Annotated in this window: 9 protein-coding genes; 6 read left to right on the top strand and 3 right to left on the bottom strand. The window is 40.1% G+C overall.

Annotated features, from left to right (window positions below):
- Together ABF638_RS11035 and ABF638_RS11030 are read left to right on the top strand one after the other, a co-directional pair.
- The coding region (locus ABF638_RS11035) for an ATP-binding protein (RefSeq protein WP_435022772.1) at nt 1–1689 on the top strand (1689 nt) is incomplete at its 5' end.
- A complete protein-coding gene (locus tag ABF638_RS11030) occupies nt 1686–2987 on the top strand; it encodes a sensor histidine kinase (protein WP_435022770.1) in 1302 nt (433 codons plus the stop codon). The genes ABF638_RS11035 and ABF638_RS11030, both read left to right, overlap by 4 nt.
- A gap of 68 nt (nt 2988–3055) precedes the next feature.
- On the opposite strand, the gene ABF638_RS11025 is transcribed toward ABF638_RS11030, so the two are convergent.
- Nucleotides 3056–4009 carry a 1-aminocyclopropane-1-carboxylate deaminase/D-cysteine desulfhydrase gene (locus ABF638_RS11025; protein ID WP_435022768.1) on the bottom strand — a complete coding sequence of 318 codons (954 nt, stop codon included), beginning with the start codon at nt 4007–4009 and terminating at the stop codon, nt 3056–3058.
- Nucleotides 4010–4405: 396 nt separating this feature from the next.
- Here ABF638_RS11025 and ABF638_RS11020 point away from each other — a divergent pair, with 396 nt between their 5' ends.
- The 3 genes from ABF638_RS11020 (at nt 4406) to ABF638_RS11010 (ending at nt 8533) form a co-directional block, all read left to right on the top strand.
- Nucleotides 4406–6136, top strand: coding sequence for a diflavin flavoprotein (locus tag ABF638_RS11020; protein WP_435022766.1), 1731 nt, complete (start codon nt 4406–4408; stop codon nt 6134–6136).
- Between the two features lie 97 nt (nt 6137–6233).
- Nucleotides 6234–6746 (top strand): phosphate-starvation-inducible PsiE family protein, encoded by a 513-nt coding sequence (locus tag ABF638_RS11015; protein WP_435022764.1) that lies wholly within the window; start codon nt 6234–6236, stop codon nt 6744–6746.
- Between the two features lie 50 nt (nt 6747–6796).
- Nucleotides 6797–8533, top strand: a complete 1737-nt coding sequence (locus tag ABF638_RS11010; protein ID WP_435022762.1) for a diflavin flavoprotein — start codon at nt 6797–6799, stop codon at nt 8531–8533.
- A 162-nt stretch (nt 8534–8695) separates the two neighbouring features.
- Here the strand turns inward: ABF638_RS11010 and ABF638_RS11005 are convergent, their stop codons facing one another.
- The gene (locus ABF638_RS11005; protein WP_435022760.1) at nt 8696–9769 is read right to left on the bottom strand and encodes a phosphatase PAP2 family protein; all 1074 of its coding nucleotides are present in this window, start codon (nt 9767–9769) and stop codon (nt 8696–8698) included.
- Between the two features lie 250 nt (nt 9770–10019).
- Nucleotides 10020–10664 (bottom strand): HMA2 domain-containing protein, encoded by a 645-nt coding sequence (locus ABF638_RS11000; RefSeq protein ID WP_435022758.1) that lies wholly within the window; start codon nt 10662–10664, stop codon nt 10020–10022.
- A gap of 505 nt (nt 10665–11169) precedes the next feature.
- Between ABF638_RS11000 and ABF638_RS10995 the strand changes: the two genes are divergently transcribed.
- The gene (locus ABF638_RS10995; protein WP_435022756.1) at nt 11170–13518 is read left to right on the top strand and encodes a WD40 repeat domain-containing protein; all 2349 of its coding nucleotides are present in this window, start codon (nt 11170–11172) and stop codon (nt 13516–13518) included.
- Nucleotides 13519–13522: the final 4 nt, after the last annotated feature.

Genomic DNA, 13522 nt, shown 5'->3' with positions numbered 1-13522 from the left:
GTATTGATGTCCTTACTTTTGAGCAACATCCTCTCCCTTAATTCACATAAGGCGTATATTGCTTATGTGTCGTTGCGAGAAGCTAATTGGTCTGTGGCTCTAGTGATTCCGCGCCAAAATATTGAATCTCGACTGCAATTCCTCGATTTGATCGCCCTAATTGTGGGGGGACTGACAGTTACGATGATTACTGTTTTGTGGTGGGTGCAAGCGTTTGAACAGGCTCAACTGAAAAAGTCTAAAGAAACGGCTGATAGCGCAAACCGTGCTAAGAGCGAATTTTTAGCCAACATGAGTCATGAACTGCGAACGCCTTTGAATGGTATTTTGGGTTGTGCTCAAATTTTGCTGCGTTCCAAAGGTTTGCCGGAGTCAGAGCAATATCATGTAAACATCATTGAACAATGTGGCTCTCATCTGCTGACTTTAATCAATGACATTTTGGATCTTTCTAAAATTGAAGCGCGAAAGCTGGAACTGCATCAGCAGGATGTGCATTTCCCGTCTTTTTTACAGGGGATCGGGGAAATTTGCCAGATTCGGGCAGAACAAAAGGGTATTTTGTTTGTCTATGAACCCGCGATCAACTTGCCTAATGGAGTTCATGTAGATGTCAAAAGGTTACGTCAAGTTCTCCTAAATCTGCTGGGGAACGCCATCAAATTTACAGATGAGGGCAAGGTTAGTTTCAAGGTTGAGGTAATCGATCAACTTCCTGCTGATGGACAGACGGTAAAATATCGCATTCACTTTAGTGTAGAAGATACGGGAATTGGGATAACTCCAAGCGAGTTAGCCAAGATTTTTTTGCCATTTGAACAAGTAGGTGAGAAAAAGCGTCAGACGGAAGGGACAGGGCTGGGTTTAGCTATTACTCGGCAGTTAGTGCAGATGATGGGTGGGGATATCCACGTTAAAAGTCAGATCGGTCAGGGTAGTACTTTCTGGTTTGAAATTGCGATCGCCGAAGCAAGGGAATGGGTACAATCTGCTATGGTTGCATCCAAGGGACAAATCATTGGTTTTGAAGGTAGCCCCCGCACTATCTTGATGGTGGACGATCGCTGGGAGAATCGGACAGTAATTACCAACTTACTGCAACCACTGGGTTTCAATGTAGTTGAAGCTAGCAACGGTCAAGAAGGTTTAGAAAAAGCGATCGCCCTGAAACCAGACTTGGTAATTACAGATTTGCTCATGCCAGAAATGGATGGGTTTGAATTAATTCAACACCTGCGTCATACCCCAGATATCCAGGATGTCAAGATTATTGTCTCTTCTGCTAGTGTCTTTGAAACAGACCAACATCGCAGTCTGGAAGCAGGAGGTGACACCTTTTTGAGCAAACCTATACAAGTAGATGAATTACTACATCAATTAGAGTTCCACTTAGGTTTGGCATGGATTTACCAGCAGTCTCAGCCTGAGCAACAAAGAATCAACTCTTCGACTACAACACGTAATAGCCCTCCAGATAATTTGATTTCTCCTTCCCCCGATGTATTGCGGGAACTGATGGTTTTAGCCAGTAAAGGTAACTTCAATGCCATTCTCAAATTGGCTGATCAACTGGAGGGAACAGACACAAACTTCGCTCCTTTTGCTAACCAATTACGGCAATTAGCTCGGCAATTTGACGAAGATTTAATCCTCAACTTCTTAACTCAATATGGAGTAGAAACAACATGACAGCGACGATACGCGATCAAAAGAATTCCCCGAATCGCGATCCTGCCAGAGGAATTGTTTTAGTCGTTGACGATAACCCTGCCAACTTACAAGTTTTATCGAGCTTTTTGGATCAGTCTAGCTTTGAAGTTTGGGCAACTCGTAGTGGTGAAAAAGCCATACAAAGATTAGACAGCGATCATTTACCTGATTTAATTTTGCTTGATGTGATGATGCCAGGCATCGATGGATTTGAAACTTGTAAACACATAAAAAGCGATCCTCGTATTCAGGATATTCCAATCATTTTTATGACTGCTCTTTCAGATACTACTGAGAAAATTAAAGGATTGCGATTGGGAGCCGTAGACTATATTACCAAACCTTTTCAGTATGAAGAGGTCTTGGTGCGAATAGAGCACCAACTTAAACTGAGAAATTTGACAAAAACCTTAATTGCCAAAAACACCGAATTACAACAGGCTCAAACCCAACTGATCCAAGCAGAAAAGGTAGCAGCTTTGGGTTATCTAACAGCAGGAATTGCCCATGAGGTGAATAATCCTATTAATTTTATCGCTGGCAACTTAAATTTTGTGGAACAGTATGTTCAGGAGATTGTTGATTTACTCAAGCTATATCAAAAGTATCTGCCCGACCCACCTATTGAAATTAAAAATGCTATTCAAACAAAAGATATTAGCTTTTTATTAAATGATTTATCTAAAATTATTCAATCAATGCAAGTTGGTACAGATCGGGTTACAGAAATTGTATCATCATTGAATAAGTTTTCTCGCCATAGAGAAGCAGGCAAGAAATTAGCTAACCTGCATGAAGGTCTAGAAAGCACACTACTCATTCTCGGTCATCGACTCAAAGCAAATGGTCATTGTCGGGCAATCAAAGTAATCAAAGAATATGGAGAATTACCATCGATTGAGTGCTATCCAGGCGAAATAAATCAGGTATTTATGAATTTGATATGCAATGCGGTTGATGCAATTGAAGAAATTCAAAAAAATCAAGACTTTGAGGAAAACTCCAAATATCTTGGTGTGATTTGGATTAAAACTGAGTCAATTGGAGAACGAGTTATTCTCCGAATTGCAGACAATGGCTCAGGAATCAGCGAAGCAGAGCAGATAAAAGTATTCGATGCTTTCTACACCACAAAACCCATTGGGAAAGGAACAGGGCTAGGTTTATCTATTTCTTACCAAATTGTAGTTAAGAATCATCACGGTAAGCTAACTTGCCATTCAACCCAAGGTAAGGGTACAGAGTTTGTAATTGAATTACCTATCCAAACTAAATAAAAAGATTAATAAGTGAGAGTTATTTAAGTTGCATTCAATCTCACTACACTTGGGTAATAACCCTCAGTCTATTTAGTGTTTGGCTTAACCGAACCGAATTGCGATCGCTCCTTCATACCGACATTTCCTTGTAAGCCTCCTGTGTGTACCAGCAACAAGCGATCGCCTTTACAAAAAAATCCCTGCTTTAGTAAATCCATCACTCCGTAAAACATTTTGGCGGTATATACGTAATCGAGAGGTACGCCATGTTTCTGTGTGAACTGCTGGCTGAATAGTAGTAACTCATCGTTCACCTTTGCATAGCCGCCGAAGTGATAATCACACATTAATTCCCAGGAAGCGGGAGAATTATATGGTGTGGGTAAATCAGAGGCGAGGTAATTTGTCAATAAAGTTTCGATTTCTTGGGCAAGAAATGCGCCATTTTTCAATACGGGAAAAGCGATCGCTCTTTGTCCTTCGTGCAACGAAAGTGCAATCCCCGCTAGTGTGGTAGCCGTACCGCAAGCTACGCATATATGATTAAATGCAATCGCATCACCAATAATTATCTCTGTGCAGCCGCGCACACCATTTAAATTACTCCCGCCTTCGGGAATGATAAACACCTCGCCGAAACGTTGTTGCAGATATTCCTGTAGTGCTGGTGTGTTGCGCTGTCGATACATTTCGCGGTTCAGGTACACAAGTTGCATACCCTGCTGTACAGCAAAACTCAGGGTAGGGTTTAATGGTAGCCTCTCCTCCCCACGAATTACGCCGATGGTGCGAAAACCGAAAAGATTACCAGCCGCCGCAGTTGCATAGATGTGATTAGAATAAGCGCCGCCAAAAGTAAGCAGCGTTGTGAAATTTTTCTCTCTGGCTTCCAAAAGATTGTATTTCAGCTTGAACCACTTATTGCCGTTAACCCACGGGTGCATGAGATCGAGGCGTAGCACATACAGATCAACACCAGCGTGACGGGCGATTTCGCTGTTGATTTGTTGTATGGGAGGAGGAAAAAATATTAACGACATCCATAAACATTTTAACTTAGTATTTATATCTTCTCACATTCATTCTTGAAGATAAAAGTAATGATAAACATTGAGCAATTAAATGGTAAATCAATCTAAATAATGAATAAATATTTCTGATGATTAGCTTTAGAAATTGGCATTTTACTAATTGAGTATTTCAGGTAAATATAAAAAACATAACGCTCTCCTCAGAGGTTGTTTGAAAAGTCTAAATTATTACTTGCCCTAGCGACTAGAAGTCGCGGCTACACAGACGAAACCCACCTACGTGGGTTAAGAAGCTTGATTTTGTGTTAGTCCGCGCAGGCGGACTTTGCTTGTGTAGCCGCGATTTCCAATCGCCCAAAACTTTTCAAACATCCTCTCAGACAAAAATATTTTTGGAGAAAACAAATGGTTGCACTCACAGAGCTTACTCCAGTTACTCCCAACTCAGGACGTTTGACGATTCAAACTGTTGAAATTGCTCCTGCAACGACTGCTATTCGTTGTCTCGACTGGGATAGAGAACGTTTTGATGTCGAGTTTGGTTTACGTAATGGTACAACCTATAATTCTTTCTTAATTCAGGGAGAAAAGGTAGCCTTAGTTGACACATCTCACCGCAAGTTTGAGCAATTATATCTTGAGGTAGTGGTGGGATTAATTGATCCAACTAAAATAGACTATTTGATTATTAGTCACACGGAACCAGACCATAGTGGGTTAGTGAAAGATATTTTGCAATTAGCTCCCTCAATTACTGTTGTTGGTGCTAAGGTAGCTATTCAATTTCTAGAAAATATGGTTCACCAGCCTTTTAAATCAATACAGGTGAAAAGTGGAGAGCGGTTAGATTTAGGCAACGGACACGAATTAGAATTTATCTCTGCACCTAACTTACACTGGCCTGACACAATCTTGACTTATGACCACAAAACTAGCACTCTCTACACTTGCGATGTGTTTGGAATGCACTACTGTGATGACCACACTTATGATGAAAATATCACCTTACTTGAGGAAGATTTTCAATATTATTATGATTGTCTTATGGGCCCCAATGCTCGGTCTGTTTTGACAGCTTTAAAGCGGATTGAAAAGTTAGAAATAGGAACAGTCGCCACTGGACACGGGCCTTTATTACAACACTATATCTCTGAATGGCTTAGGCGTTATCAAAATTGGAGTTTAGAACAAGCAAAAACAGAGACTTTAGTGGCTCTATTTTATGTTGAAGATTACGGGCATAGTGAACATTTAGTTCGTACCATAGCACATGGATGCGCGAAAACAGGAGCGGCAGTAGAATTAATAGCTCTCAATAGTGCCGAGCCTCAAGAAGTTCGAGAATTAGTTGCACAATCTTCTGGCTTAGTAATTGCAATGCCACCCCAATCTTTGGTGATGGCTCAAGCTGCTTTAAGTACAATTTTGGCTGCTGTTCACAAGAAACAGGCAATTGGTTTATTAGAGTCGGGAGGGGGAGATGATGAACCTGTTTATCCTTTACGTAATAAGTTTCAAGAACTAGGATTAACTGAAGCTTTTCCTCCTATCTTAGTTAAGGAAATTCCTACCCAAGCAACGGAACAGCTTTGTGATGAAGCGGGGACAGACTTGGGTCAATGGCTGAACCGCGATCGCACCATTAAACAGATAAAATCTATCAATACCGAGTTAGAGAAAGCTTTAGGGCGGATTAGCACAGGATTATACATCATCACCGCCAAAAAAGGGGAAATTCAGAGTGCAATGCTGGCTTCTTGGGTGATACAAGCAAGTCTTGAGCCTTTAGGAGTAGCGATCGCAGTATCCAAAGATCGGGCAATTGAATCTTTGATGCACGTTGGCGATCGCTTCGTTCTAAACGTTTTAGAAGAAGGTAAATATCAAGGATTAATGAAACATTTCCTCAAGCGTTTTGCTCCTGGCGCAGATAGATTTGCTGGAGTGAAAACATATCCAGCAAAAAATGAATCACCCGTTTTAGCTGAAGCTTTAGCTTACATAGAATGTGAAATTACTAGCCGTATGGATTGTGGAGATCATTGGGTAATTTATAGCACAGTCCAAACTGGAAGAGTCGCCAAACTAAATGCACTTACTGCCGCGCATCACCGTAAAATTGGCAATCATTATTAAATAGTCATTTGTCAGTTGTCATTGGTCATTTTTCATTAGGCTCCCTTGCTCCTCAACAGACGCGATTCATCGCGTCTCTACAAAGTCCCAAAAAACTATGTATAAATCTGTTGAAAATACCCCGATTACGATGTACGAAATCAATCGTGGGCGTGTTGTGCGAACCTTGGAATTTATCCAAGATGTGATTGTGATTTGTTTGTGTATCGGATTATTTAGCTTCATGGTGCTTCAGGTGAGAGATATGTTTCTCTCCTTACTTCCACCTCTAGATTTTCATGCTGTTACTGCCGATATTCTCTTTTTGCTTATCTTAGTTGAGTTATTCCGGCTGCTGATTATTTACCTACAGGAACATCGAGTATCTATTGGAGTAGCTGTTGAAGTTTCCATCGTTTCCGCCTTGCGAGAAGTCATTGTTAAAGGTGTTCTAGAAACAAGTTGGAGTCAAGTTTTAGCAACTTGTGCTTTTTTATTAGTGCTGGGAGTACTATTGTTTCTCCGAGTTTGGCTACCCCCTACCTTTGAAGGTATCGATCCCGAACAAGAAGTATCTAAACGCTATAGAAGCCGAGTTAAGTCTGAATTAACAGAAACCAATAGCCATTAAGAATAGGGAGTAGAATCTTCCGCCATGCTCAATGATTAACAGAGGTTATTATGTCTGCAAATACTTTAACTACCAGCCATCCTAGAGATGTACAAGTTGCTGAAATTGGTAAAAATACTCTGATTTTGCGATCGCGGACTTGGGACAGACTAAAATTTGAGGTGGAATATTCCCGCCAACGGGGAACTACAGCAAATTCTTATCTAATTCAAGCTGATAAAAAGGCTTTAATTGACCCTCCCGGCGAATCTTTTACCGAAATTTACCTTGAGCAACTTGCACAACATCTAGATTTCATTACCCTAGATTACATTGTTCTTAGTCATGTCAACCCGAACCGCAGAGCAACCTTGCAAGTATTGCTATCTCTGGTTCCTCAAGCCACTTTAATTTGTTCTCGCCCCGCCGCCAATGCTCTAAAAACTGCCTTTCCCGAATTTGAATCACCTATTCAAGCGATGCGATCGCAAGATACTCTAGATTTAGGACAAGGACATCTTCTATCATTTATCTCCGTACCGACTCCTCGCTGGGCGGATGGACTTTGTACCTACGATTCCGCCACAAAAATTCTCTACACAGATAAACTTTTTGGCGCTCATATTTGCGAAGATACTTTGTTTGATGAAGATTGGAAGGGATTAGACGCGGAGCGTCGTTACTATTTTGAATGTCTCCATGCGCCCCAAGCCAAACAAGTTGAAGTAGCCTTAGATAAATTGTCAGTCTTAGGAGCCAGATGTTATGCCCCAGCACACGGCCCGGTTGTTCGTTACAGCCTCAGTCGTTTTACTTATGATTACCGTCAATGGTGTCAAGGGCAAAAATCTCAAGAGTTGAGTGTCGCTTTGCTTTATGCTTCTGCTTATGGAAATACAGCAACTCTGGCGAATGCGATCGCTCAAGGTTTGATTCAAAATGGAGTTAATGTAGAATCAATCAACTGTGAACTAGCCGATTCTGCGGAGATTAACCGCATTGTAGAAATCTGCGATGGCTTGATTATCGGCTCACCTACTTTAGGTGGTCATGCACCGACTCAAATTCAAACTGCTTTAGGAATAGTTCTCTCTGTGGCGGCTAAAACTAAGTTAGCAGGGGTGTTTGGTTCTTACGGTTGGAGTGGCGAGGCAATTGATTTAATCGAAAGCAAGCTCAAAGATGCAAATTATCAACTAGGATTTGAAACCATTCGGGTGCGTTTTAGCCCGACTCCTGAGATTCTTCAGCAGTGTCAAGAAGCAGGTGCTGCGTTTGCTCAAAACTTGAAGAAAACCAAAAAACTGCGGACTTCCCGCCAGGTTGTGACAGAAACCCATGTAGATCGTACCGAACAAGCGGTGGGGCGAATCATTGGTTCTCTGTGTGTTGTGACAACTCGTGATGAAGAAACTCACAAAGGGGTTTTAACTTCTTGGGTATCGCAGGCAACTTTTAACCCGCCAGGAATTATGATTGCGATCGCTAACGAGCAAAATGCAGATTTAATGCATCATCCTGGTGATAAATTTGTGCTGAATATCCTCAAAGAAGGAAGAAATGTGCGACGCTATTTTTCTCGCCATAGCACTTTAGGCGATAATCCCTTTGCAAATCTTTCCACAAAAACTGCTGATAATGGTTGTTTGATTTTGAATGAGGCATTAGCCTATTTAGAATGTACGGTGCAAAATCAGCTTGAATGTGGCGATAGATGGTTAATTTATGCCGTTATTAATCACGGTGAAGTGTTGGAAAATGATGGTATCACTGCTTTGGAGCATCGGAAATCTGGCAGCTATTATTAACAGTTACCAGTAAGGAATTTCCAAAAAATAAATTATCCAAAATAATTTGTGCATTGGTAGGGTAGCACATCTGTCATTGGTGTCAACTTAAGCCTGGGCGAATGGAATTCGCGGCTACACAAACAAAGTCCGCCTGCGCGGACTAAGAGAAAATTAATATTTTTAACCCACGAAGGTGGGTTTTGTTTGTATAGACGCGGTTTCTAACCGCCCTTCTAACTCGTCAATTATTCCTTGTTGTTCCGATTCCAAAATAAGGATACAGGCAATTAACCACACCAAACCTGTGGCATAGCCAGCTGTAACATCAGTCAGCCAATGTACTCCAAGGTAAAGCCGGCTGAAACCAATCGCAGCAATCAAGAAAACAGTCAAGCCATAAATCCAAAAGCGCCATTCAGGAAACTGCTTTGCCAGAATATAGCCAGTGAAGCCGTAAATCACTATTGAAACCATTGCATGGCCGCTAGGAAAACTGTGCTGGCCGACATTAATAATATGTTTCCACAGTGCTGGACGCGCTCTACCAAATGATATTTTCATTAAACAATTTAGTAAGATTGCGCCGACTCCAGCGATACCCAAGATAGTTGCTTGCCTGCGACGATTAGAATATAACGGACTAATCGCCAGCCCCAAAGAAGATATCAGCATTACTAGTGGATCGCCTAGAAAAGTGATACCAAGCATGATGCGATCGCGCAGTGGTGTATGCAACTTCTGGATCAAGAGCAAAATGGCCTCGTCAAGATTATATGCGTACAACAGTGCAGTGCCACATACAAGGACACAAACAACCGGAATAAGTTGACTGGCTGTTTGGTTTAATTGTCGCTGCATAGATATTTGAGACAGTACGGCTGAATCAAATATGTTTCGATTATTACCCCCAACGAAACCAATATTTTCTTTAGTGCCAAAGGAATGCAAGTTACTAGTTCCAAGTGATTTACTGACTTTTTTCCGATAATCTAAGACAATTTCTTGGATAAGGAGTGCGATCGCATTTGAACTGTTGTCTGGATGAAAACTAACAAGCACATTCCCTGTGTAACTATTAGCACGAGCTTGCAAGATTATTTTATCCTCTAATAATCTCGATTCAAGATATCTTTTGAGAGCTTCCGAATGATAAAGCCCATTTACTTTATATCTAGCTCTTCCCTTAACAGCAGTATGTATTGCTTGAACCCAATGGGTTTGATTCAGAAGTTTTTGACAGTGAGGAGTACCCATTTGTTATTGATAATAAAATGCTTGAATTGAAGGCTAGATAAAAGAGATTTTCATGAGTTATGGTAAATCCCAGTTTTTTAGAGCTAATTACTCTTAACCAGGAATCATTTTAATTGCTACTAAGTAAGTTGGCACAAGAAAATCAAGCTATGCAAATAAAAATGAACTAGGCTAAAACACTTATACTTATTGCCTGTTGCCTATTGCCTTATCCCAACGACAATTATTTATGCTCACTTACTATTAGTAACTATATAAGATTTGGTTCGCTGGCAGATTTCAGTTTCAAAGGCTGGGAATTCGCCTCGCCATTGCCGCGTAATCGCCATCGCTTGTTAGGTAAGATAAACATGGTGGCAGATTTTAACCTCTTAATTATGCTTCTTGAGGTAGAAAGCATCCGTTCCCAAATGTCTGTTCTAAACCTTCGATATACAAGAACATTACGTGCTTGGTTAATCTTGCGTGTATTATCAATTAAGTTGATTAGAGCATCAAAGATAGCCCCTACGATTGATTTTGCCATTATCTCTTTTGGCAGAACCACATCTTGAGCAGTTTGAATCAGATTAACCAGATGCTCGCGCATTTGATTATCTGAAATTACGCCTACTTTATAATTGATGACAATGGATGCAGCTTTTGGGTTAGCACGGACATTTGTAACTCTAGGATCGGATTCCATCGCTAATTTAAGTTGATTAGCATACTCAGTATCTCTGCCTAACAGAGGAATACGAAAACGAATCCGTCCAGGAATTGTATGGACAATGCTATAGAATATCTTTTGGGATGAAGCTGCTTTCTTAGCTACGCTTTTAGTTGCCATTTTTGGTGGTAAACGCAGGTTCATACTAGCAGTTTTGCCAGAGTTAGAACGTTTTATAGAAGTCATCGTACTATTTTTTGAAATTAAAAAATAAAAAACGTAACCAAGCTGATAAACTTATCTATTAATGTTTTAAGAGAGCGCTTTATCGAACTGCATTAACTTTACTCTAGTTATACCTATTTTTCTGAATGAAGAAATCTATCTCAGTAGTGAATCTAGTTCCCGTTGCTATCAAGTTGATTAAGTTTTTTTAATACTGTGTTTATTTTAATTTACAGGGATTTAACCACATAGATTTATTGACATATAACGAGTTTCATGTCTTACGTTTGAGTTACTATACTCTCAAGTAGTAACATCAAGGCTATGTATGAATTTGCTGGATGAAAGTATTACCCTGATTTCATGTAAGCCTTGCTTATTTATTTTATCAAAACAGAATTCAAGAGTCAGGAATCAAAATTCATTCTAAATTTTGACCGAAAAAGCGGATAGCACAGCGTCTTGTAGAGAGCGTCTTGATTATGACTTCTGAATTCTTCTTCAATTAGTTTCTAGGTATGTGTTTATGCAGCAAGGGTTAATGTTACTAATTCAACTGGTACTAGAGTTTGCACCTGTTGTTGCAGAGCTAGTCCAAAATAGAAATAAATCCAGGTTAGGACTGAGTAAATATGAACCGATTGAGGCAATTCCCGAAATACTCAAAATTCTAAATCCTGCAAATAAAAAAAGCGGTGATGTTGAAGATTTTGAACAAGCAAGAATTTTCCAACAGCAATTAGTAGCCGATAATCAACAAACGCGGTTAAGAATAGCCGCACAAGAGCGAGAAACAGCGCTTAAGTTACCAGAAGTCAATAAGATTTTTGATAGCTGGCCCTTAAGATTATACCCTTCACAAATTTTAGACCACACCAATTATGGACATACTCCACTTAAAATTTTTATCGCTCCTCCGCAAGTAGATTTTGACCAATTTGGCGATCGTAGAGATGAAAATATTTCTCAAATTGAGTTAATGTTAGCTGAAGGGTTAAGAGATTTTCTCAACAAACATTACTCTTTACACAGCCAAGTTAGACCAACAGAGTTATTGGCAGGAGCCTGGGATAGTAAACGTTTTCACAGTGAATCAAGTATTAAAGCTCTGTTTGGAATGTTGAAAACAGAGCCAAGTTTGATTTTAGAGTCAGAAAATGATGGAGATTATTTAAATTTTAGGATTGCCTACTGGGGTTTAGGGCAAGACAATTATTATTATAAAACAATTGCTCGTTTGCCTTATCGAGAAATTCTGGAAGAGTCTGCTAAAAGGCGAGCATTAGAATGGAAGAAAATTAGAGATGAGCTTGTGGCATTAGGAGAAGAATTAGAGGAAATTAATCAGCTTGGAAAAGATAATGTGATAAATTTAGAAACTTTAGAAAAGGTAGAAAAATGGCATGAAAAAGGAATTGATATTAGTAAGTTATCTTTACAATATCAAGTCAATCGTCAGGATTATGAAAAACTTTGCCAGGTTTTGATTACCTATCACTGTTTGGTTGCAGGTTGGGTAGCGGATATTTACCACCTGGTTGATCGTGGTGTACCTCCGCTACTACCAGAGTTGCTGCCGAGTTTGCTGTCAGATGCTTTTGATTTACAATCACTAGGGGTTATCGCCTCTGGTTACAAACAAGTTTACCAAGCTCTGGAAAATGAGCGCTGTTACTGGATTCCAGAATTGGCTTTAGAATTAGCCCAGAGTTTATGCCATTTAAGCGATGCCTACGGCGGTAAACTACGCGCTTGGGCAAACGAACAGCTAAATTATTCTCTGAGTACATGGTTACAACTACGCCAAATATCACCAAACAATTCTCCTAATCCGCTTCAGGAAATGCAATCAGCCGTTAGCGTTAAAGATGAGGAATATGTAAAAAAGTTAAGAGAATATTTTGTCGCGGTGGGTGATACTCAGAGTATTGCTGATGTTGATGAAATTTTAAATCGCATCGCCAACCTCAAACACCAAGTAACAGTACAACATATTTTTCTCAGCCATACCTTAACTGGACATTCAGAAAAAGTCACATCTGTTGCCATTAGTCCTGATTCTGAGACTTTAGTTAGCGGTTGTGCAGATAAAACCATCAAAGTATGGAATCTTAAGACTGGTAAACTTATCCGCACTCTCACAGAAGATTTAGGCAAAATTTCCTCTGTTGCGATTAGTCCTGATGGAGATTATTTTGCTGTTGGTATTTATCAACACCCCAGAAGTAATGTCAAAGTATGGAATCTCAATTCTGACAAACTCGTTCACACTCTGTTAGGACATCAAAAACCGGTTAACTGCATCGCAATCAGTCCTGACGGGCAAATTCTTGCCAGTGGTAGTAATAAAATCAAAATTTGGAATTTGCATAAAGGCGATCGCATTTCTACCCTTTGGCATTCATTCGCAGTTAATGCTGCTGCTATCAGCCCCGATAGTACAATCCTTGCTAGTGGTAGTTCTGACAACAAAATTAGGCTGTGGAACCCACACACGGGAGAGCCATTACGCACCCTCAACGGACATTCTGGTGAGGTGAAATCAGTAATCATCAGTCCTGATGGAGAAATTCTTTTTAGCGCTAGTGCAGATAAAACTATCAAAATTTGGCATTTAACTACAGGCAAAGTGTTACATACCTTGACTGGACATTTAGAAGAGGTAAGATCCTTAGCTGTTAGTCCTGATGGAGAAATTCTCTTTAGCGGTAGCGTAGACAAAACCATCAAAATTTGGCATTTGCAGACGGGAGAGTTACTGCAAACTATCACAGAACACTCAGGGGCAGTAAACTCTGTTGCTATTAGCCATGATGGTCAATTTTTGGCTAGTGCTAGTTCTGATAAAACCATCAAAATTTGGCAGATAAATTAAGCTT

Origin of the sequence: Nostoc sp. CALU 1950, assembly GCF_051172895.1 — a bacterium.
Lineage (GTDB): Bacteria > Cyanobacteriota > Cyanobacteriia > Cyanobacteriales > Nostocaceae > Nostoc > Nostoc edaphicum_A.
The sequence above is the reverse complement of the archived record's forward strand: the minus strand, read 5'-3'. Positions and strand labels throughout refer to the sequence as shown.